This window comes from Azospira oryzae, assembly GCF_004217225.1.
Classification (GTDB): Bacteria; Pseudomonadota; Gammaproteobacteria; order Burkholderiales; family Rhodocyclaceae; genus Azospira; species Azospira oryzae.
Genome location: NZ_SHKM01000002.1, coordinates 616290 through 637324, shown reverse-complemented (window position 1 = coordinate 637324; position 21035 = coordinate 616290). Strand labels below are relative to the sequence as shown.

At 66.3% G+C, this 21035-nt stretch carries 17 protein-coding genes and 1 pseudogene; 3 read left to right on the top strand and 15 right to left on the bottom strand.

Going from position 1 to position 21035, the window contains the following annotated elements; translation table 11 throughout:
* Positions 1–198: 198 nt before the first annotated feature.
* The 12 genes and pseudogenes from EV678_RS11990 to EV678_RS11940 all read right to left on the bottom strand — a co-directional run bounded on the left by EV678_RS11990 (position 199) and on the right by EV678_RS11940 (position 12360).
* The gene (locus EV678_RS11990) at positions 199–1107 is read right to left on the bottom strand and encodes an ATP-binding cassette domain-containing protein (RefSeq protein WP_232058791.1); all 909 of its coding nucleotides are present in this window, start codon (positions 1105–1107) and stop codon (positions 199–201) included.
* Positions 1108–1221: 114 nt separating this feature from the next.
* A complete protein-coding gene (locus EV678_RS11985; protein ID WP_014235835.1) occupies positions 1222–1860 on the bottom strand; it encodes an alpha/beta hydrolase in 639 nt (212 codons plus the stop codon).
* Positions 1861–1862: 2 nt separating this feature from the next.
* Positions 1863–2171 carry a (2Fe-2S) ferredoxin domain-containing protein gene (locus EV678_RS11980; RefSeq protein WP_014235836.1) on the bottom strand — a complete coding sequence of 103 codons (309 nt, stop codon included), beginning with the start codon at positions 2169–2171 and terminating at the stop codon, positions 1863–1865.
* A 35-nt stretch (positions 2172–2206) separates the two neighbouring features.
* Positions 2207–3262: a VanZ family protein gene (locus tag EV678_RS11975; protein WP_014235837.1), complete on the bottom strand. Its 1056-nt coding sequence runs from the start codon at positions 3260–3262 to the stop codon at positions 2207–2209.
* A gap of 101 nt (positions 3263–3363) precedes the next feature.
* Positions 3364–4875 carry a threonine ammonia-lyase, biosynthetic gene (ilvA, locus tag EV678_RS11970; protein WP_130459687.1) on the bottom strand — a complete coding sequence of 504 codons (1512 nt, stop codon included), beginning with the start codon at positions 4873–4875 and terminating at the stop codon, positions 3364–3366.
* A gap of 142 nt (positions 4876–5017) precedes the next feature.
* Positions 5018–9721 carry an Ig-like domain-containing protein gene (locus tag EV678_RS11965; RefSeq protein ID WP_165397511.1) on the bottom strand — a complete coding sequence of 1568 codons (4704 nt, stop codon included), beginning with the start codon at positions 9719–9721 and terminating at the stop codon, positions 5018–5020.
* A gap of 153 nt (positions 9722–9874) precedes the next feature.
* On the bottom strand, positions 9875–10414 hold the full coding sequence (locus tag EV678_RS11960; protein WP_130459685.1) for a phage tail protein: 540 nt from the start codon (positions 10412–10414) through the stop codon (positions 9875–9877).
* An 18-nt stretch (positions 10415–10432) separates the two neighbouring features.
* Complete coding sequence (locus EV678_RS11955; RefSeq protein WP_014235841.1) at positions 10433–10954, bottom strand: phage tail protein; 522 nt, start codon at positions 10952–10954, stop codon at positions 10433–10435.
* Between the two features lie 12 nt (positions 10955–10966).
* On the bottom strand, positions 10967–11314 hold the full coding sequence (locus tag EV678_RS11950) for a phage tail protein (RefSeq protein WP_235832458.1): 348 nt from the start codon (positions 11312–11314) through the stop codon (positions 10967–10969).
* Positions 11315–11326: 12 nt separating this feature from the next.
* Positions 11327–11473 (bottom strand): annotated as a pseudogene (locus EV678_RS16600) (phage tail protein); the annotation flags it as partial.
* A 39-nt stretch (positions 11474–11512) separates the two neighbouring features.
* Positions 11513–11824 carry a DUF6916 family protein gene (locus EV678_RS11945; RefSeq protein WP_014235843.1) on the bottom strand — a complete coding sequence of 104 codons (312 nt, stop codon included), beginning with the start codon at positions 11822–11824 and terminating at the stop codon, positions 11513–11515.
* Positions 11821–12360, bottom strand: coding sequence for a GNAT family N-acetyltransferase (locus EV678_RS11940; protein ID WP_130459683.1), 540 nt, complete (start codon positions 12358–12360; stop codon positions 11821–11823). The genes EV678_RS11945 and EV678_RS11940 overlap by 4 nt, the downstream gene beginning before the upstream one ends.
* A gap of 318 nt (positions 12361–12678) precedes the next feature.
* Between EV678_RS11940 and EV678_RS11935 the strand changes: the two genes are divergently transcribed.
* The 3 genes from EV678_RS11935 (at position 12679) to EV678_RS11925 (ending at position 17691) form a co-directional block, all read left to right on the top strand.
* Positions 12679–13107, top strand: a complete 429-nt coding sequence (locus EV678_RS11935; RefSeq protein ID WP_130459682.1) for a YqaA family protein — start codon at positions 12679–12681, stop codon at positions 13105–13107.
* Positions 13108–13200: 93 nt separating this feature from the next.
* Positions 13201–17079 carry a DUF3683 domain-containing protein gene (locus tag EV678_RS11930; protein ID WP_130459681.1) on the top strand — a complete coding sequence of 1293 codons (3879 nt, stop codon included), beginning with the start codon at positions 13201–13203 and terminating at the stop codon, positions 17077–17079.
* A 192-nt stretch (positions 17080–17271) separates the two neighbouring features.
* The gene (locus EV678_RS11925; RefSeq protein ID WP_130459680.1) at positions 17272–17691 is read left to right on the top strand and encodes a secondary thiamine-phosphate synthase enzyme YjbQ; all 420 of its coding nucleotides are present in this window, start codon (positions 17272–17274) and stop codon (positions 17689–17691) included.
* A gap of 15 nt (positions 17692–17706) precedes the next feature.
* On the opposite strand, the gene EV678_RS11920 is transcribed toward EV678_RS11925, so the two are convergent.
* From EV678_RS11920 to metX, 3 genes are read right to left on the bottom strand one after another with little or no spacing between them, the layout of a single operon-like run.
* Positions 17707–19248, bottom strand: coding sequence for an AmpG family muropeptide MFS transporter (locus tag EV678_RS11920; protein WP_207222265.1), 1542 nt, complete (start codon positions 19246–19248; stop codon positions 17707–17709).
* 2 nt (positions 19249–19250) lie between these two features.
* The gene (metW, locus tag EV678_RS11915; RefSeq protein ID WP_014235850.1) at positions 19251–19847 is read right to left on the bottom strand and encodes a methionine biosynthesis protein MetW; all 597 of its coding nucleotides are present in this window, start codon (positions 19845–19847) and stop codon (positions 19251–19253) included.
* A gap of 10 nt (positions 19848–19857) precedes the next feature.
* Entirely contained in the window at positions 19858–20985 is a 1128-nt protein-coding gene (metX, locus tag EV678_RS11910; RefSeq protein WP_014235851.1) for a homoserine O-succinyltransferase MetX, read from the bottom strand.
* Positions 20986–21035 lie beyond the last annotated feature (50 nt).

The following is a 21035-nucleotide window of genomic DNA, read 5'->3' as shown; positions in this document are numbered from 1 at the left end:
GGGCGTGAGGGCCCCTGCCAGTCGGAATACGGGAGGTCGTGCGGTGGTGGTCGGGCCTTATGGGGAACGACAGGCAGCGGGCTGGCCCTGGGCCGCTGCCGGCGCCCGGGTCGATGCCCGGGTCATGGGTGGGGAGATTGTAGCGTGAAGCCCGGCTTTGCATAGCCCCCGGGAATTCCCGGGGGCCGGAGGCGGCCCTCAGTCCCGCAGTTCGCGGCCGGTGAGCTTGATGAAGACGTCTTCCAGATTGGCCGCCCGGTGCACGTAGTGCAGGCCCGGGGCGGCGGTCAGGGCCTCCAGCAGGGACGCCGGCTCGCGGCAGTAGAAGAAGGCCGTCTCGCCGGAGATTTCGCAGCGATCCGCCAGATGGCCGTGACCCTCGGCCCAGGCCGGGGCGTTTTCGCCGTAGACCTCCACCACCTGGGGCTCGATGTGGCTGGCGATCAGCTCCCGGGGGCTGCCCTGGGTGATCAGGCGGCCGTGGTCGAGCACCGCCAGCTGGTGGCAGAGGCGCTCCGCCTCGTCCATGAAGTGGGTGGTGAGGATGAGGGTCTTGCCCCGGGCGGTGAGGGCCTTGAGGCGCTCCCAGATGAGGTGCCGGGCCTGGGGATCGAGGCCGGTGGTGGGCTCGTCGAGGAAGACGATGTCCGGGTCGTTGACCAACGCCCGGGCCAGGGTCAGGCGCCGCTTCATGCCGCCGGAGAGGCTTTTCAGGGGCGACTTTTCCTTGCCGCCGAGGCCGGCGAATTCCAGCAGCTCGGGAATACGGGCCAGCACCGTGGCGTCGCTGAGGCCGAAGTAGCGGCCGTACACCAGCAGGTTCTCGGCCACCGTGAAATCCGGGTCCAGGTTGTCGAACTGGGGCACCACGCCGGTCCGCAGACGGGCTTCCCTGGCCGCCTGCGGCACGGGCAGGCCGTTCAGCCGCACCGCGCCGGACTCCGGGGCCGTGAGGCCGAGGCAGCAGCGCAGGGTGGTGGTCTTGCCGGCGCCGTTGGGCCCGAGCAGGCCGAAGCAGGTGCCCGGCTCGACGGCAAAGGAGACGCCGTCCACGGCGGTGAAATCGCCGTAGCGCTTGACCAGGGATTCGACGATCAGAGGTTGCACAGGAGCCCTATCCATTTCTGTTTGAGCCCTGCCCGGGAAGGCAGGAGGGATGCCGTTCTCCGGCCAGGCAAGGCGGAGATGCCCGTCCTTGCTGGCTGCCACGGCAGCGGTTGGTCAGTGTTTCCAGGCGCGGGTGATGATGTCTTTCAAGACGTGCAGGCGGCGGTGGAAGAAATGGTCCGCCCCCGCCACCACCACCACCGGCAGATCCATGGGCTCGGCCCAGGCCAGCACGTTTTCCAAAGGCACCGTTTCGTCCTTGGAGCCGTGGATGACGATGGTGTCCGGGGCCACGGCGCTGGTGTTGTACTGGCGCGCCCCTTCCACATGGCCGGAGGCGGTGCCCACCAGCACCAGGCGCTGGGCCGGGTGGCCGGCTTCGGCCAGGCGGGCGGCCACCTTGGCCTGGACGTAGGCACCGAAGGAGAAGCCGGCCAGCACCACGGGCAGGTGGCCGAATCGCTCCTTCGCATAGTCCAGCACCGCCAGCATGTCATCGCTCTCGCCCTGGCCCTCGTCGTGGCTGCCTTCGCTCTGGCCGACGCCGCGGAAGTTGGGGCGCAGGGCGGCATAGCCCAGTTGCACCAGGGTGCGGGCCAGGGTCTGGGCCACCTTGTTGGTGTTGGCGCCGCCGAAGAGGGGATGGGGATGGCCGATGAGGGCGATGCCCTTGGGCGCCCCCGGGTTCTCCAGGATCACCTCGATCTTGCCGGCAGGACCGTCGAGCAGCAGCAGTTCGGGTTCGACGCGCATGGTCAGATCTTCAGGCGCTCGACGATGCGGCCGTGGAGCAGGTGTTCCTCCACGATCTCGTCGATGTCGGACCTGTCGAGGAAGGTGTACCAGGTCTCTTCCGGGTAGATCACCATCACCGGGCCGTTGTCGCAGCGGCCCAGGCAGCCGGCCTTGTTGATGCGCACCTGGCCGGGACCGTTGCGCTTGGCGGCGGCCACCTTGTCCTTGGCGTAGGCCATCAGCTCGCTGGCCCCCAGGGCGTTGCAGCAGGTTTCGCCGTCGGGGCGCTGGTTGCAGCAGATGAAGGCGTGGTGTTGGTAGTAGCTCATGGGGCAGTCCGGTAGGGAAAAACGTCGGGATCGGATTATAGCCGCCGCCCCAGCAGCATCAGGTAGGGCAGGGCGACGAAGGGCCACAGGGCGGCCGTCAGACGGGTAAGACCGTTGAAATTGAAAAAGTGCCCCTGGCGCCAGGCGGCCAGGGCGGCGGCGGAATAGGGATTCTCCGGCGCCAGGTTCACCAGCACCGTGGCCGCCATCAGGGCCAGGCCGGCGAGGACGATGCGCCAGTTGGGCGGCAGCCAGGCCAGCACCGCCAGCACGATGCCGCCCCACAGCAGGCCCAGGCGCGCCCCCTCGCTCCACCAGATGAAGGCGTCGCCGGGACTGACCAGCACCGCCAGAGCCAGGGACTTCACCCCCAGGGCCGCCAGGATCAGCAGGGGCGGGCCGACCCAGGCCGGCCAGCGGGGCGCCAGCAGGGTGCGGGCGAAGAGGCCCAGGGCCACCACCGAGGCGCCGACGATGAGGGCCTCCACCAGCTGGAACACGGGCGGATCGAAAGGCACGGCCAGGGGCAGGCCCAGCAGGCTGCGCAGGTCGCCGCTGCCGAAGAGCAGGGTTTCCGGCGACAGCTGGGTCACCAGCCACAGGCCCAGCAGCACCGCCCCCAGTTCGGCATGGGGCAGATCCGCCACCAGGCGGCCGTGCCAGTGGGTCAGGCGCAGGAACAGGCGCTCGCCGTGGAAGAAGGCGGCCAGGGCGCCGAGCAGGGCCCCCAGGGCATTGCAGGCCAGGTCCAGGTTGGAGGGGACCCGGCTGGGCAGCCAGGTCTGCACCGACTCCAGGCCGAAGGAAAGGCCGCTGCCCAGCAGCACCGCCAGCAGGCTGGGCAGCAGGCGCGGCAGGACCGGCATGGGCAGGGCCAGGGCGAGGAGGAAGCCGAGGGGCAGGTACACCCCCACGTTCACCACCAGGTCGAAGGCCGTCCAGTAGCGGGGCCAGCCGGCCTCGAGGAAGGCGAAGGGGGACAGGCCCAGGTCGCGCCAGCCGGCGAAGGGGTGCAGGCTGGCGTAGATCACCAGCAGGACGTAGGCCAGGGCCAGGTAGCGGGCGAGGACGGTACCGGGGCGGGAGAACATGGCGGGGGACGGGCGGAGGGAAATCCGGAGGGCGTCGACGGGTTTTCAGTATGGCACAGGCGGGGACGGGGCGCCCCTCCGGCGCCGCCAACCCGGCGACCTCAGCCGAGGAAGAGCTTGTAGGCCGGGTTGGCCGTCTCGTCCCAGTGGTGGTAGCCCAGCTCCTGGAGGAAGGTCTGGAACTCGCCCATCTCCGCCGGCGGCACCTGCATGCCCACCAGCACCCGGCCGTAGTCGGCGCCGTGGTTGCGGTAGTGGAAGAGGCTGATGTTCCAGCCGGAGCTCATGCGGTTGAGGAAGTTCATCAGGGCGCCGGGCCGTTCCGGGAATTCGAAGCGGTACAGCAGCTCGTTCTGCACCTGGGGCGCATGGCCGCCGACCATGTGGCGCACGTGCAGCTTGCCCATTTCGTCGTCGGTCAGGTCCAGGGTGGCGTAGCCGTGCTTTTTCAGGCTCTCCACTAGCTTGGTGGATTCGGCCCGGTTGGCCACCTGCACGCCGACGAAGACGTGGGCTTCCCGCGCCTCGTGGAAGCGGTAGTTGAATTCGGTGATGTTGCGGCTGCCGATGAGGGAGACGAAGCGCTTGTAGGCACCGGGCTTCTCCGGCAGGGTCACGGCCAGCACCGCCTCCCGCTGCTCGCCCACCTCGGCCCGCTCGGCGACGAAGCGCAGGCGGTCAAAATTGGTATTGGCGCCGGAGGCCACGGCCACCAGGGACTTATCCTTCAGTTTGTGCTGCTTGGCGTATTCCTTGGCGCCGGCGATGGCCAGGGCCCCGGAAGGCTCCAGGATGGAGCGGGTGTCCTCGAAAACGTCCTTGATGGCGGCGCAGATGGCGTCCGTATCCACCAGGATGATGTCGTCCAGGTATTCGCGGCAGACCCGGAAGGTCTCCTCGCCGACGAACTTCACCGCCGTGCCGTCGGCGAAGAGGCCCACGTTGTCCAGGCGTACCCGCTTGCCGGCGGCGATGGACTGCTTCATGGCGTCAGCGTCAAAGGTTTCCACGCCGATGACCTTGATCTCCGGCCGCACCGCCTTGATGTAGGCGGCCACGCCGGCCGCCAGGCCGCCGCCGCCGATGGCCACGAACACGGCGTGGATCGGCTTGCCGTGCTGGCGCAGAATTTCCATGCCGATGGTGCCCTGGCCGGCGATGACATAGGGGTCGTCGAAGGGGTGCACGAAAGTCAGCTTCTCGGCCTTCTCCAGCTCCACCGCATGGGCATAGGCCTCGTCGTAGGACTCGCCGGCCAGCACCACCTCGCCGCCCCGGGAAGCCACGGCCTGGACCTTGATCTGGGGCGTGGTGGTGGGCATGACGATGACCGCCCGGCAGCCGATCTTGGCGGCGGAAAGGGCCACGCCCTGGGCGTGGTTGCCGGCGGAGGCGCAGATGACGCCGCGCTGCAGCTGGGCCGGGGTGAGGTGGGCAATCTTGTTGTAGGCGCCGCGCAGCTTGAAGGAGAACACCGGCTGCATGTCCTCGCGCTTGAAATAGAAGCGGTTGCCGAGCCGGTGGGAGAGATTGGGCGCCAGTTCCAGGGGAGTCTCAACGGCGGCCTCATAGACCCGGGCGTTGAGGATTTTGGTCAGATAGTCGTGCTGCATGGGGAAGGTCGAATGCCGAGGGCGTAAAGCACGGCAGTGTACCCCCCGGGTGGGGGCAAGTCCATGAAGGGAAGGCGACAGCCCCCGCCGGGACGGGGGCCGGCAGGCAGGGGCCGGGCAGGCTGCACCCGGCCCCGCAGGGTCAGAAGGATTTGCGTATCTGCAGCCCCAGGGTATGCATGGTCATGGCCCCGGAATTATTGCTGTACTGGTAGCGCAGGCCCAGGGTCCAGGCACTCTTGAAGACGAAGTCGCTGCCCAGGCCGAAGACCATGGTGTCCCGCTTCAGGGTGGTCGCCGCGATCTGGTAGGAGGGGCCGGACAGGTCGTCCGCATAGGCCATGCGCGCCCCTTCCGGATTCTCGAAGTCGTGCTGGTACTCGACCCGGAAATAGGGCCGGGCCAGGGTGCTCTCCAGCTCGACGCTGGTCTCGCCCCGCAGGCCGAAGGACAGCTTGGTCACCGGCGCCTTCTGGGAGAAGTAGGCCAGGTTGTAGATGCCGGCACCGCTTTCCACCGCGGCATCGAGCCGGGTGGAGGCGATGTCGATGCGGCCGTAGGGCGACAGGATGTGGGCATCCTGCTGGAACTCGTAGGCGGCGCTGAGGGAGGCGAACCACTGCTTGCCGGTGCGCTGGCTGGTGGCGAAGGCGCCGGCGGCAGCGGAGTAGCGGCGCGACTCCAGGTCCAGCCGTCCCATGCCGATGAGGCCGTCGATGAAGGTGCCGGGCACGGGCTGGTAGCTGCCATAGACGATCACCGAGTAATCGTCGCCCACGTTGCGGGTGCCGTCGTTGCCGATCTTCTGCCGCTCATGGCCGAAGCCGACGCCCAGGCCCAGGATCAGGTTGTCGCCGAAGCGGCTGTCGGTGCCGAAGGAAATGCCGGAAGTGGTGAACTTGGCATCCGCATCGTCCAGGCGGCCGAAGGAGACATTGCCCGCACTCCACACATCGAAGCCGGTGTCCTGGAAGTTGCTGGCCTTGCTGGAAATGTTCAGGGTCGGCAGGCCGTGGCTGTTGGCCATCTGCCCCAGGGTGCTCAAGGCGGCGAAGGGATTGAAGCCACTCTCCTGGCCGGGAGCCGGACCTGCCGTCACAACACCACCGGTGCCGGTAGCCGCATCACGACTGCCGAGGTTGGTGACCGCCGTTCCTGTTGCGAGGCCGAAACCGCCGTTCTGGTCGATATTTCCGGCAGCCGGCCCGCTGTTGTTGCCCACGGCAGCCAGGGCGGGCATCACCGACGGACGCCGGGCATTGGGACTGTCGAAGCCCCGGGGACGCTCCGGACGCAGGCGCACATGGAGGTTTTCCAGGCGGGACTGGAAGTTGCTGATCTGGGTCAGGGAGAAGCGCTTGGCCACTTCCGCCTGGGCCCCGATGATGCCGACCACATTGGCGTCCTTGCTCGGATCGGGCCGGGTCATGACGCTGATGGTCACCGTCGCCGGAGCCGAAGTGCCGGTGGCGTTGGTGGCGGTGTAGGTGAAGCTGTCGCTGCCCGAATAGCCTGCCGTCGGCGTATAGGTGATGCTGGCGCCGCTGGCAGTGGCCGTGCCGTGGCCGGGGGCCGTCACCACCGTCACCGTGGTGGCCGCGCCACCCGAAACATTGAGGGGAATGGGATTGTTGCTGCTGTTGATGGGCACCGTCACCGTCACCGCCCCGGCCACGGGAGCGGCAGGATTGACGGTGATGGTCACCGTCGCCGGTGCCGAAGTGCCGGTGGCATTGGTGGCCCGGTAGGTGAAGCTGTCGCTGCCCGAATAACCGGTATGGGGAGTGTAGGTAATGCTGGTGCCGCTGGCCGTGGCCGTGCCGTGGGCCGCCGCCGTTGCCACGGAAACGCTGGTGGCGACGCCGCCGGTAATGTTGAGGGCGATGGGATTGGCGCCGCTGTTGAAGGCCACCGTGGCGCTCACCGCATTGGCTACCGGTGCCGCGGCAGAAACGGTGATGGTAACGGTGGCAGCCGCCGAAGTACCGGTGGCGTTGGTGGCGGTGTAAGTGAAGCTGTCGCTGCCGGTATAGCCCACCGTCGGCGTATAGGTGATGCTGGTGCCGCTGGCCGTGGCCGTGCCATGGCTGGCCCCGCTGGCCACCGCCACGCTGGTGGCGGCGCCGCCGCTGATGCTGAGGGGAATGGCGTTGTTGCTGCTGTTGAAAGCCACCGTCACCGATACCGCATTGGCCACCGGTGCCTGGGGATTGACGGTGATGCTCACCGTCGCCGCCGCCGAGGTGCCGCCGGCGTTGGTGGCCGTATAGGTGAAGCTGTCGCTGCCCGAATAGCCGCTGGTCGGCGTATAGGTGATGCTGGTGCCGCTGGCCGTGGCTACGCCGTGGCTGGCGGCACCGGCCACGGCCACACTGGTAGCCGCACCGCCGGTGATGTTGAGGGTCACCGGATTGGCCGCGCTGTTGTAGGAAACGGTGAGGGATACCGCATTGGCCACCGGCGCCTGGGGATTGACGGTGATGCTCACCGTCGCCGCCGCCGAAGTGCCGGTCGCATTGGTGGCCGTATAGGTGAAGCTGTCGCTGCCCGAATAGCCGGCAGTGGGGGTGTAGGTGATGCTGGTGCCGCTGGCGGTGGCCGTGCCGTGGCTGGCCCCGCTGGCCACCGCCACGCTGGTGGCGACACCGCCGGTGATGTTGAGGGTGATGGCGTTGTTGCTGCTGTTGTAGGCCACCGTGGCGCTCACCGCATTGGCCACCGGCGCCAGGGGATTGACGGTGATGGTCACCGTCGCCGCCGCCGAGGTGCCGGTCGCATTGGTGGCCGTATAGGTGAAGCTGTCGCTGCCCGAATAGCCGGCAGTGGGGGTGTAGGTGATGCTGGTACCGCTGGCCGTGGCCGTGCCGTGGCTGGCGGGACTGGCCACCGCCACGCTGGTGGCGGCGCCGCCGGTGATATTGAGGGTGATGGCGTTGTTGCTGCTGTTGTAGGCCACCGTGGCGCTCACCGCATTGGCCACCGGCGCCTGGGGGTTGACGGTGATGCTCACCGTCGCCGGTGCCGAGGTGCCGCTGGCGTTGGTGGCCGTATAGGTGAAGCTGTCGCTGCCCGAATAGCCGGCGGTGGGGGTATAGGTGATGCTGGTGCCGCTGGCCGTGGCCGTGCCGTGGCTGGCGGCACTGGCCACCGTCACGCTGGTGGCGGCGCCGCCGGTGATGTTGAGGGTGATGGCGTTGTTGCTGCTGTTGTAGGCCACCGTGGCGCTCACCGCATTGGCCACCGGCAGGGGCGGATTGACCGTCAGGGTATAGGCCTGGCTAGTGGAGTACTGGGTGCCGCCGCTGCTGTCCGTGGCGGTGACGGTGAAGGAAAAGTTGCCCTCCACCGTCGGGGTGCCCGAGAGCACGCCCCCGCTGCTCAGGGTCAGGCCCGCCGGCAGGCTGCCGGCAGTGATGCTGTAGGTGTAGGGCGAGGTGCCACCGCTGGTGCTGAAGGTCTGGCTGTAGGCACTGCCCCGGGAGGCAGCCGTCAGGGCCCCGGCCGCGGGCGACACGGACAAGGTTGGGGCGCCGATGGTCAGGGAAATGGTACTGCTGGTGCCGCTGTAGGGCCCGCTGCCGGTACTGGAGTCCTGGGCGCTGACCGTGAAGGTGTAGGTGCCGGCTGCCGTCGGCGTGCCGCTGACGGTACCACCCGAGCCCAGGCTCAGGCCGGGCGGCAGGCTGCCGCTGGCCAGGGTGAAGCTGCCATAGGGCGCAGTACCGCCGCTGCCGCTGAGCGACTGGCTGTAGGCCACCCCCACGGTGCCGCCGGTCAGGGTGGTCGGCGTAAACGAGAGGGTGGGAGCACCGATGGTCAGGGAAATGGTGCTGCTGGTGGCGGAGTAGGGACCGGTGCCGGTACTGCTGTCCGTCCCCTGCACGGTGAAGGTAAAGGTGCCGCCCGCCGTCGGTGTGCCCGAGACGACCCCGCCGGAACTCAGGGACAACCCGGCAGGCAGGGCTCCGGTCTTAACGATATAGCTGCCGTAAGGGGCCGTACCGCCGCTGCCGCTGATGCTCTGGCTGTAGGCGCTGCCGACGGTACCGGCCGTCAGGGTGGTGGGAGAGAAGCTGATGGTGGGTGCTGCCACCGTCACCGAATAGGCCTTGCTGCCGGTGGCGCTGGCCGTGTCGGTGGCCGTGATGGTGAAGTTGAATGTACCGCCCGCCGTCGGCGTACCGGTGAGTGCCCCGGTGCTGGCGTTCAGGCTGAGGCCGGCCGGCAGACTGCCGGCAGTGACCGTGTAACTGTACGTACCGTTGCCGCCGCTGGCGCTGATGGTCTGGCTATAGGTGCTGCCGACCGTGGGATTGGTCAGGGAAGCGGGCGACAGGCTCAGGGGAGCCGAATAGGCAGCAACCGTCAGGTCGTCGAAGGCGAAATTGAACGGTTCGGTAGCCGAGTTGTTGGTGACCCTCACCTCGTCCACATTGGTCATGTTGCTCAGGTTATGGAGTACGAAGGTGTTGCCCGGAGTGACATTCACCGTTTCCGTCGGCCCAGCGACACTGTTGCGATAACCGGTAAAGGTGAAACTGGTCATTCCCACGCCATAGGCCAATATCTTGACGGAGGTAATGTTGAAGCGATCGGTACCATTGGCCGACTTGATGATGGCATCGCCGCCGGTGGAGGTCGAAGTGATGGCATCCCCACTGCGGTTGGTCGCCACCGTGTTCAAGTCATCGTAGATGTAATACAGCCATTGACCGGTAAACCTTAGGCCGTTGTAATCGGAACTCACATCGGAGTAGGTCGAGTGGGTGTTTGCCGCCCCGAAATCGATGGTACCGCCATTGATCGTGCCGTAGGCAGGCAGTGCCAGGGCCAGCAACAGGAGCAACAGCCCACGGAAAAGTCTGAGTCCCGCAACAAGGGAAGAAAACAGGGGATTCAGGCAATTCGGTTTCATACGCATATCCAGAGTGCTTCAGTAATCGCAACGGGGTACAGAAAGGGCAGAGCCATACATGGATGGCTCTGCCAGTTGATGACATTAGGGACGGAGGGGGTAGTCGGCACCGTTGACGCAAATGCAGAAGTTCAGCGTCAAATAGGGTTGCAGGTTGCTGTGGGGACCGCTGCTACCGACCGGCGCCAGGGCGGAAACCATCACCGCATTGGGCGCAGAACCGGCATAGGTATTCACGGCAGTCACCCGGGGTGGCGTACCCTTGACCCCCTTGGCCAGATAGGCGCCGGCGGGAGCAAGGGCGCTGGCATTGGCGCCCTCCGCCACGACCGAGTGAGTGTGGTCCGGCACCTGAGCGACGGTGAGTGTCTCGCTGTAGGTGCCGACGGCCTGGGGTACGCTGCGGGGCGTCAGGCCCGGTCCCACACCGCTGCCCATCACGGTCCGCCCCTGCAGCTTCGGCAGGTTGAATACCGTGCTGTTGCCGCCGTAGAGGTTGCCGATGACGGAGAAAAGGACCTGGGCCTGCACGACATTGACGCCTGTTCCATCGCAGAAGGCCCAGTCCACTGGAGGATAGTTGAAGGCGAAGGCGCGGATTTCGCCGTAGTACGGATCAGCCATGGTGTTCTCCTTGGATGTTCAACTTCTGGTGGGCCAAAGGCCCTGGGTGGCAATGCAGAAATTGACAGCCAGGGTCGGCTGCATGTTGTTGTGCGCCAGGCTCTGGCCCGCCGTTGCAATGACGCCGGCAGCCATATAGGCAGCCGGAACGGGGGCATCTGCATAGATATTGGTGTTCTCTGCCGCCAGGGCGGGGAGGGCGCCTGCCGGATTGTTGGTGGTGGCAGTCGCCGTGCTGCAGCTGACGCTGTGGCTATGGGGCGGCACCTGGGCGGTGGTCAGCGCTACAGCTTCCAGGCCACCCGCATTGCCAGCCACAAACGTGCCCACGTTGGGCACAACGCCCTGGCAAAGGGGCACGCGACCACGCAGGTCCGGCAAATTGAAGGTATTGACGCCATCCCCGCCGTAGGCAACACCGATCAGGGCAAACAGGGCGTTGTTCTGCCGAATCTGCATGACCGTGCCGTCGCACAGATGCCAGCCCTGAGGTATGACGCCGAAGGCGAAGGGGCGGATTTCTCCGAGAAATGGATCCATGGTGTTGTCTCCTTATCCCGCAGTCGGGTAGATGCCGCTGAGGGCGATGATGAAATTGATGCAGGTGGTGGGCATCATGTTGTTGTGGGGCAGACCGCCGCCGCCGGCGGGACTGACCATCGCCGGGTTCATGTTGGCGGCGGCAGTCGTCGTCTGGCTGTAGAGGTTGCTGGCAGCGGTTCCCGGCAGCTTGCCGGCCGGGGCGTTAGTGGTCCCGGGGCCGCCGGCGGGCATGGGATGGGTATGGGCCGGCAGGTTGTTCTGGTTCAGGGCCACCGTCTCACTCCCCACCGAGTTGCCCAGGGCTCTGGGCGTCAGGCTCTGCCCCGTGCCGGCAATCACACCGGTACCCGTGCTCATGGGTGCCCGGCCGCGCAGGTCGGGCAAGGCAAAGTTGTTGCTGCCGTTACCGCCGTAGGTCGTCCCCAACAGGGAGAACAACGCTTCATTCCCGGATATCGGAAGTGTGGCCCCATTGCATAGGGCCCATCCTTGCGGGGCATAGTCCCCGGCAAACATGCGAATTTCTCCTAGATAGCCTTCCACGATCGTTTCTCCTCAGGCGGATGTTCTCAGGCGGGAAAAGACCGCCTGATAGCGAACCTCCCCGGCCCCGCCGCCCATCACGGGACCGAGAAAAATGGGGACGTTGCCCTGGGACGGATGGGCCAGCAGATGGGTACCCTGGGGCAGGACCCGGTCCGGGGCTCCCGAGAACATCAGGACAAAGCCTTCAATCGTCGGTGAGCGGAGCGCTGCCACGGACACCAGCTGCAGCCACAGGGGCTCGCCGCCATCCGCCGGGGAAAAGGCCAGCGTCGCTCCCTGGAGCGCCTGGTAGTCGGCCAAGCCGAGCAGAGGGGTACTCACGATGCCCCCCCCTGGTGCTGGGGCAGCCTGGTCATGTAGAGATAGACTCCCCGGTCCACCACCTCCTGGAAGCCGAGACGGCGGTAGAAGTTCAGGACGGGATTGTTTTTTTCCACATGCAGCCCGAGGAAGCGGCCACCTGTCTCCGCCTCTGCTATCAGGGTCCGCAGCAGCCGGCCGCCGATGCCCCGACATCGGAATTCCTCCAGTAGGGCGATATCGATGACACGGATCTCGTCGTCGCGGCGATCCACATACAGGCGTCCGACCGGCTCGTCCTCCAGCAGCACCAGATCAAAGGACGGGTTCTGGTAGGCCACCATGTACTGGTCGTGCTGAAAGCCGAATTGCTGCCGCAGGAATGCCTCCCACTGGGCCGGGGCCCAGTCGAGCAGCTGCCGCTCCGCTTCCCGGGTGGAGGCATAGATGCGGAACAGCAACTCCCGGTCCCCCGCCTCGATGGGACGCAACGCCAGCCGGAGAGGGCGCTCCTCACAGGAACTGCCGCAGGAGGAATCGGTACAGGAAAGGGACATGGGCAAGCCGAATTACTCACGTAAGGGGGGCAACGGGTTAACGTTCACGTCAATGGCGTTATACAAACACTGAATGACGATAGCAATTCATTTTGCATATCACTAAAGTCTTATAAAACGCAAAGACCGTTTATCCATGCGGCATGCCGGGGGTATTTTTTTTGTCTATGGAGCGTTAAATAAATGGAATTTGGCGGTAGCCCACCCCCCTTCGCAGACATAAATCCCGCTCAGGACGACGGGAATCCCTCCACCCTGGGGGATAATGGGCGCTGAGCACCACACCGGTGCGCGGCCATTCTTCCCCTTCCCCTTCTGATGCCTGACTGGTTTGCCGATCCTGCCGCCGGCCTGGGCGGCCTTTTCATCGCCAGCTTTCTTGCTGCCACCCTGCTGCCCGGCGGCTCGGAGGCCGCCCTTGCCGCCTTTCTCCTGACCCACCCGGCAGAAGTGCCCGCCGCACTTTTCTGGGCCACCCTGGGGAACACTTTGGGCGGATTGACGTCTTATGGGGCCGGACGCCTACTGCCGGAGCGAAACCTGCACCGGCTGCCGCACCTGGCCCAGGTGCGCCGCTTTGGCAGCCCCAGCCTGTTGCTGGCCTGGGCGCCCCTTGTCGGTGACGCCCTCTGTGTGGCGGCCGGCTGGCTGCGGCTACCCTGGCTGCCCTGCACCCTGTTCATGGCCGCCGGCAAGCTGGCCCGCTACTGGGTCGTGGCCCAGGGACTGGCACTGCTGGCGTCATGAAGGGCGGTCCGGGCAGGACCCGGTTCTGCCTGATGCACCGCAATACGTTAAAATTCACCTTTTGAAAGACACGGCCCTGGCCGCCCCCGTCCGATGACTGCACGTCTGCGCGAAATCCCCTACAACTACACCTCCTTCTCCGACCGGGAGATCGTCATCCGCCTGCTAGGCGAGGACATGTGGCGGGTGCTGGACGAACTCCGCGCCGAGCGCGTCACCGGCCGCTCCGCCCGCATGCTGTACGAGGTGCTGGGAGACATCTGGGTGGTGCAGCGCAACCCCTACCTGGAAGACGACCTGCTGGCCACCCCCAGCCGCCGCGAGGCCCTGGTGCAGGCCCTGCGCCACCGCCTGGCGGAAGTGGAAAAGCGCCGCAGCGAATCCGCCGGCGAGGACCCGGAACGCAGCCGCAAGGTGGCCCAGCTGGTGGAAGCCGCCCACAAGGCGGTGGACCGCTTCGAACAGCGCTTCATCGACACCCTCATGCTGCGCCGGAAGGTGCTGAAGACCCTGACCCGCCACACCCGCAAGGACAACGTGGCCTTCGACGGCCTGGCCCGGGTCTCCCATGTGACGGACGCCACCGACTGGCGCGTCGAATACCCCTTCGTCGTCCTCTACCCGGATACGGAAGAGGAAATCGGTCCCCTGGTGCGCGGCTGCATCGAGCTGGGCCTGACCATCATTCCCCGGGGGGGCGGCACCGGCTACACCGGCGGCGCCGTGCCCCTGTCGCCCCTGTCCGTGGTCATCAACACCGAGAAGCTGATCGACATCGGCCCGGTGGAAGAGATCGTCCTGCCCGGCCACGACAAGCCCTACGCCACCATCCGCACCAGCGTCGGCGTGGTTACCGACCGGGTCTCCGAAGCCGCCTCGGCCGCCGGCCGCGTCTTCGCCGTGGACCCCACCTCCGCCAGCGCCTCCTGCATCGGCGGCAACATCGCCATGAACGCCGGCGGCAAGAAGGCCGTGCTGTGGGGCACCGCCCTGGACAACCTGGCCTGGTGGAAGATGGTGACGCCGGACGGCAACTGGCTGGAGGTGGAACGCCTCAACCACAACTTCGGCAAGATCCATGAGCAGGAGAAGGTGGAATTCCGCCTCAAGCGCTTCGACGCCAGGAGCTACAAGCTGCTCTCCGAAGAAGTGCTGGCCCTGCCCGGCGCGGCCTGCCGCAAGACCGGCCTGGGCAAGGACGTCACCGACAAGTTCCTCGGCGGCGTGCCCGGAGTACAGAAGGAAGGCACCGACGGCATCATCGTCGCCGCCCGCTGGGTGCTGCACAAGATGCCCCCGGTCACCCGCACCGTCTGCCTGGAATTCTTCGGCCAGGTGCGGGAGGCCGTGCCCTCCATTGTCGAGATCACCGACTACTTCAAGCCGGGTGGCGAAGGCCACAAGGCCGGCGTGCAGCTGGCCGGCCTGGAGCATCTGGACGAACGCTATGTGAAGGCCGTCGGCTACGCCACCAAGGCCAAGCGCCACGGCCGGCCGAAAATGGTGCTGATCGGCGACATCGTCGGCCACGACGAGAATGCGGTGATGCAGGCTGCCTCCGACGTGGTCAAGATGACCAATGTGCGCGGCGCCGAAGGCTTCATCGCCATCACTCCGGAAACCCGCAAGAAGTTCTGGCTGGACCGTTCCCGCACCGCCGCCATCTCCAAGCACACCAACGCCTTCAAGGTGAACGAGGACGTGGTGATCCCCCTGCCGCGCATGGGCGACTACTGCGACGGCATCGAGCGCATCAATATCGAACTGTCCCTGCAGAACAAGCTGGACCTGTGCGATGCCCTGACCGAATTCTTCAAGGGCGATCTGCCGGTCAACAGCGCCGACACCAAGCTGGACAAGGACGTGCTCATCGAGGACCGCCGCGAGAGGGCCCTGGAGCACATCAGCGACGTGCGCGCCCGCTGGCAGTGGCTGCTGGACAACCTAGATCTGCCCCTGGCCGAGGCCGAGCAGCGCTTCGCCGAATTCGGCGTGGTGGCTGGCGAGCTGACCAACCGGGCCGCCAACCCGACCCTCTTCCACCGCCTGCAGGACTACTCCGTGCGCGCCTCCTGGAAGAAGGAGCTGAAGGAGCCCCTGGACAACATCTTCAACGGCGCCACCTATCGGCCCCTCTCCGAGAAGATGGCCGCCGTGCAGAAGGAAGTGCTGCGCGGCCGCGTCTTCGTGGCCCTGCACATGCACGCCGGCGACGGCAACGTGCACACCAACATCCCGGTGAATTCGGACCACTACGAGATGCTGCAAACTGCCAACAAGGCGGTGGAGCGCATCATGTACCTGGCCCGCTCCCTGGACGGCGTCATCTCCGGTGAGCACGGCATCGGCATCACCAAGCTGGAATTCCTGACGGACGAGGAAATCGGCCCCTTCCGCGCCTACAAGGAGAAGGTGGACCCGGAAGGCCGCTTCAACAAGGGCAAGCTGATGCCCGGCGGCGACCTGCACAACGCCTATACGCCCTCCTTCTCCCTGCTCGGGGCCGAGTCCCTGATCATGGAGCAGTCCGAGATCGGCAAGATCGCCGACTCCATCAAGGACTGCCTGCGCTGCGGCAAGTGCAAGCCGGTGTGCTCCACCCACGTGCCCCGGGCCAACCTGCTCTATTCCCCGCGCAACAAGATTCTCGGCACCTCCCTGCTGATCGAGGCCTTCCTCTACGAGGAGCAGACCCGCCGCGGCATCTCCCTGCAGCACTTCGACGAATTCAACGACGTGGCCGACCACTGCACGGTCTGCCACCGCTGCGTCAAACCCTGCCCGGTGGATATCGACTTCGGCGACGTCTCGGTGGCCATGCGCAACTTCCTGCGCAAGCAGGGCAAGAAGAAGCTGGACCCGGGCAAGGCCGCCACCATGTGGTTCCTCACCATGAAGGACCCGGCCACCATCAAGCTGGCCCGCACCATGATGATCGGCTGGGGCTACAAGCTGCAGCGCCTGGGCGTCAAGCTGGCCAAGACCTTCGGCCTGACCCAGGGCATCGTGCAGCACCCGCCCGCCACCCTGGGCCGGCCCTCGGTGAAAGCCCAGGTGATCCATTTCATCAACAAGCCCATGCCGGGCAACCTGCCCAAGCGCACTTCCCGGGCCCTGCTGGACATCGAGGACGACCACGTGGTGCCGGTGATCCGGGACCCGCAGAAGGCCACCGAGGATTCGGACGCGGTCTTCTACTTCCCCGGCTGCGGCTCCGAGCGCCTCTTCTCCCAGGTGGGTCTGGCCACCCAGGCCATGCTCTACGAGACCGGCGCCGTCACCGTGCTGCCCCCGGGTTACCTGTGCTGCGGCTACCCGCAGAATGCCGCCGGCGAGGAGGACAAGGGCCAGAAGATCATCACCGACAACCGGGTGCTGTTCCACCGGGTGGCCACCACCCTCAATTACCTGGACATCAAGACGGTGATCGTCTCCTGCGGCACCTGCATGGACCAGCTGCAGAAGTATGAATTCGAGAAAATCTTCCCCGGCTGCCGCCTGCTGGACATCCACGAGTACCTGCTGGAAAAGGGCGTCAAGCTGGAAGGGGTGAAGGGCACCCAGTACATGTACCACGAGCCCTGCCACACGCCGATGAAGACCTACTCGGGCATCAAGGTGGTGAACGACCTGATGGGCCAGCGCGTGGACCTCAACGACCGCTGCTGCGGCGAGTCCGGCTCCTTCGCCCTGTCCCGTCCCGACATCTCCACCCAGGTGCGCTTCCGCAAGCAGGAGGAGATCGAGAAGGGCGCCACCAAGCTGCGCCAGGACTTTGGCGTCCAGGACCAGGTGAAGATCCTCACCTCCTGCCCTTCCTGCCTCCAGGGCCTGTCCCGCTACGAGCCGGATGCCGACATCCAGGCCGACTACATCGTGGTGGAAATGGCCAAGACCCTGCTGGGCGAGAACTGGATGGCCCAGTACGTGCAGAAGGCCAACAGCGGCGGCATCGAGCGGGTGCTACTGTAAGCCCCGCTGTCACAAACGCTCACTGATGTTGATGAAGCCCCCTGCTAGCATGGAGTCGTTGCATACAGGAGGTTTCATCATCATGAGCGCCAAGGAAATCAACACCGCTCTCGTCCTGGCGCCGGCCCTGCCTCTGACCCTGATGGGACTGGCTTTCGCCGTCTATCTCTGTCTCTGAGACAGGCCCGCGCCGTGCCCCAAGCCCTGGCAAGCATCCACATCGCAACCCGGGGCCGGGGGCTTCACGAATTTTCCCAACAGGCCCGCGACTTTGTCGCCGCCAGCGGCCTCCACCAGGGCCTGCTCACCGTTTTCTGCCGCCACACCTCCGCTTCCCTGATCATCCAGGAAAACGCCGATCCCTCCGTGCAGCGGGACCTGGAGCGCTTCTTCGCCAAGCTGGTACAAGATGGGGACCCGGCCTTCGAGCATGACCTGGAAGGGCCGGACGACATGCCGGCCCACATCCGCGCCGCCCTGACCCAGACCTCCCTCGGCATCCCCGTCAGCGACGGCCGCCTGCTGCTGGGTACCTGGCAGGGGCTCTATCTCTACGAACATCGCCACCGGGGCCATTCCCGGGAGGTAGTGCTGCACCTGCTCGGCGACTGAATCCGGCCCGGTTTATCAGTCGTCGGCGGCGCCGTCGCTGGCTGGCGTACCCAGGGCCTGCAGGGGCCGTCGCATCCACCACACCATGAAGACGCCAGGCACGGCGACGACGATGGAAAAAAGGAAGAAGGCGGGCCAGCCGATGGATTCGGACAGCACCCCGGAGAGGGGACTGACATAGATGCGCCCCACCGCCGCGAAAGCCGAGAGCAGGGCATAGTGGGTGGCGGAGAAGCGATGGTTGCAGAGACCCATGAGCAGGGCGACGAAGGCAACGGTACCCATGCCGCCGCTGATGTTCTCCCCGGCGATCACCGTCAGCAGCAGCCAGTCCAGGCTGGCCGGGGTATGCAGGGAAACGATGCCCCAGTCGAAGGCCGGCACCATCACCGCCCCCCAGGCCCCCTTGCCGAGCAGGGCCAGCAGGTAGAAGCCGAAGTTGGAAACCAGCTGCAGCACGCCGAAAAACAGCAGGGAGCGGTAGAGGGCCAGGCGGGTCATGATGAGGCCGCCGATGAAGGCCCCCAGGATGGTCAGCCAGATGCCGATGACCTTGTTGGCGATGCCCACCTCCTCCTGCAGGAAGCCCATGCCCTTGATCAGGAAGGGCGTGGTCAGGCTGCCGGCGAAGGCGTCCCCCAGCTTGTACAGCACGATCAGCAGGAGGAAGGCTCCGGCACCGCTCTGGGCGAAGTAGCTGGCGAGGGACTGGTTGAGGGTCTCGAAGCCGGCCTTGCGGGAACACCACCAGGCCAGGGGCAGGGCGGCGGCAATCTCGGCCAGGACGAACAACAGCTGCACCCACTTGTTGGCATCGTCCGGATTGAGGCCCAGCACCACCAGGGCCTGGCGGGCCACGACATAGCCGGCGACCACGCCGGCCAGCATGGCGGCAAAGCCCAGCAGTTCCTTTTTCGGGTCCGAGGCCAGGGGCTTGTTGGCGCTGCTGACCCGGGGCACGGCCAGCAGGGAGAAGGCGGCGCAGCCCACCATGATGGCCGCCATCACCGCGTACACCCGGGGCCAGGACTGCCACTGGCCGGCCCAGATGAGGCTGATGCCGCCGGAAAGGATCATGGCCAGACGGTAGGCGAAGACATGCACCGAGGCGCCGAGACCCCGTTCGGCCTCGGGCAGCAGGTCGGTACGGTAGGCGTCCACCACCACGTCCTGGGAAGCGGCCAGGAACGCCACCGCCAGGGCCGCCAGGGCGAACAGCTGGGGCGCCGTTGCCGGCGACAGGCCGGACATCAGCCACAACAGCCCGCCCAGGGCCAGTTGGGTGAGCACCAGCCAGCCCCGGCGCCGGCCCAGGAAGGGCGGCTCGAAGCGGTCCATGAGGGGCGCCCAGAGGAACTTGAAGGTGTAGGGAATGCCCACCAGGCCGAAGAAGCCGATGGTGGCCAGGTCGATGCCGTCCACCGTCAGCCAGGCCTGCATGGCCTGGCCGGTGAGGGCCAGGGGCAGGCCGGAGGCGAAGCCCAGCACCAGGATGGCGGCCAGGCGCCAGGTCCGGCCCAGACGGGCGCCGGCGGAAAGGACCGCGGCCTCGGCCACGCTCAGTCCCGGCCCAGGCGGCAGATGGCCAGGCTGGCGAGGAAGTTGGGATCTTCCGTCACTTCCTTGCCTTCGTCGAAAGCCTTCAGCTCCCGCATGGCGATGCCCTTTTCCTCACACAGGGCCTGGAAGTCGGCGATGGTGAAGAAGCGCACGTTGGGGGAGTCGTACCACTGGTAGGGCAGGTCCTTGGAGACCGGCATGCGGCCGTTGAGGATGGCCTGGCGGTGCAGCCAGTAGCCAAAGTTGGGGAAGGAGACCACCGCCTCCCGGCCCACCCGCAGCAGTTCTTCCAGCAGGGGCACAGTGCGGTGAACGGTCTGCAGGGAGAGGGACATGATGGCGTGGTCGAAGAAGCCGTCCTCGAAGCCGGCCAGGCCCTGCTCCAGGTTGCTCTGGATCACATTGACGCCGTTGCGCACGCAGGCCAGGACGTTGGCCGGATCGATATCCACCCCGTAGCCGTGGGTGTTGCGGGCCTGGGCCAGAAACTTGAGCAGGCTGCCGTCGCCGCAGCCCAGGTCCAGCACCCGTTCGCCGGGGGCGATCCATTTGGCGATGACGTCGAAGTCGAAACGGTCGAGAGAATTGTTGGTCATGGCGGCTCTCTCAGACGGCGATGTTGTGCAGGTAGGCGCCCATCACCGCGTGGTACTGGGCGTCGTCCAGGAGGAAGGAGTCGTGGCCGGCGTTGCAGTCGATCTCGGCGTAGGAGACTTCCCGGTTGTTGTGCAGCAGGGCATACACCATTTCCCGGCTGCGCTCCGGCGCGAAACGCCAGTCGGTGGTGAAGGAGACCAGCAGGAACTTGGCCGAGGCCCGGGCCAGGGCCGCCTTCAGGTCGCCGCCGAAATCCCGGGCCGGATCAAAGTAGTCCAGGGCCTTGGTGGTGATGAGATAGGTGTTGGCGTCGAAGAAGCCGGCGAACTTGTCGCCCTGGTAGCGCAGGTAGGACTCGATCTCGAAATCCACGTCGTAGTTGTACTTGAGCACCCCTTCCCGCAGCTGGCGGCCGAATTTCTCCCCCATCTGGTCGTCGGAAAGATAGGTGATGTGGCCCACCATGCGCGCCAGGCGCAGGCCCCGGGCCGGCACCACGCCGTGCTCGTAGTAGTTGCCGCCGTGGAAGTCCGGGTCGGTGAGGATGGCCTGGCGGGCCACCTCGTTGAAGGCGATGTTCTGGGCGGTGAGCTTGGGGGCGGAGGCGATGACCAGGGCGTGGCGCACCCGCTCCGGGTATTCCAGGCTCCACTGCAGGGCCTGCATGCCGCCCAGGCTGCCGCCGATGATGGCGGCCCACTGGTTGATGCCGAGGCGGTCGGCAAGGCGGGCCTGGGACTCGACCCAGTCCTCCACCGTCACCACCGGGAAGTCGGCGCCATAGGGCTTGCCCGTGGCCGGGTTGATGGAGCCGGGGCCGGTGGAGCCGTAACAGCCGCCCAGGTTGTTCACCCCGACGACGAAGAACTTGTCGGTATCCAGGGGCTTGCCCGGGCCCACCAGGTTGTCCCACCAGCCCACGTTCTTCGGGTTGTCGGCGTAGTGGCCGGCCACGTGGTGGCTGCCGGAGAGGGCGTGGCACACCAGCACGGCATTGGAACGGTCGGCGTTGAGGCGGCCGTAGGTCTCATAGACCAGGTCGTAGGCGGCCAGGGTGGCGCCGCTGGCCAGCTGGATGGGTTCGGCGAAATGGGCCCGCTGGGGACTCACCACACCGACGGAATGCTTGTCTGACATCGCAGGATTTCAATCACCAAAAAACAAGACGCCCAGTCGGAGAATCGAGA

What these genes read in the sequence shown, in the direction of transcription:
- EV678_RS11985 (WP_014235835.1), bottom strand. Translation starts at nt 1,860, where the DNA reads ATGCGCGTCGAACCCGAACTGCTGCTGCTCGACGGTCCTGCCGGCAAG.
- EV678_RS11950 (WP_235832458.1), bottom strand. Translation starts at nt 11,314, where the DNA reads ATGAGCACGGGTACCGGTGTGATTGCCGGCACGGGGCAGAGCCTGACG.
- metX (WP_014235851.1), bottom strand. Translation starts at nt 20,985, where the DNA reads ATGTCAGACAAGCATTCCGTCGGTGTGGTGAGTCCCCAGCGGGCCCAT.
- EV678_RS11930 (WP_130459681.1), top strand. Translation starts at nt 13,201, where the DNA reads ATGACTGCACGTCTGCGCGAAATCCCCTACAACTACACCTCCTTCTCC.
- EV678_RS11980 (WP_014235836.1), bottom strand. Translation starts at nt 2,171, where the DNA reads ATGAGCTACTACCAACACCACGCCTTCATCTGCTGCAACCAGCGCCCC.
- EV678_RS11960 (WP_130459685.1), bottom strand. Translation starts at nt 10,414, where the DNA reads ATGGCTGATCCGTACTACGGCGAAATCCGCGCCTTCGCCTTCAACTAT.
- EV678_RS11955 (WP_014235841.1), bottom strand. Translation starts at nt 10,954, where the DNA reads ATGGATCCATTTCTCGGAGAAATCCGCCCCTTCGCCTTCGGCGTCATA.
- EV678_RS11975 (WP_014235837.1), bottom strand. Translation starts at nt 3,262, where the DNA reads ATGTTCTCCCGCCCCGGTACCGTCCTCGCCCGCTACCTGGCCCTGGCC.
- ilvA (WP_130459687.1), bottom strand. Translation starts at nt 4,875, where the DNA reads ATGCAGCACGACTATCTGACCAAAATCCTCAACGCCCGGGTCTATGAG.
- metW (WP_014235850.1), bottom strand. Translation starts at nt 19,847, where the DNA reads ATGACCAACAATTCTCTCGACCGTTTCGACTTCGACGTCATCGCCAAA.
- EV678_RS11940 (WP_130459683.1), bottom strand. Translation starts at nt 12,360, where the DNA reads ATGTCCCTTTCCTGTACCGATTCCTCCTGCGGCAGTTCCTGTGAGGAG.
- EV678_RS11935 (WP_130459682.1), top strand. Translation starts at nt 12,679, where the DNA reads ATGCCTGACTGGTTTGCCGATCCTGCCGCCGGCCTGGGCGGCCTTTTC.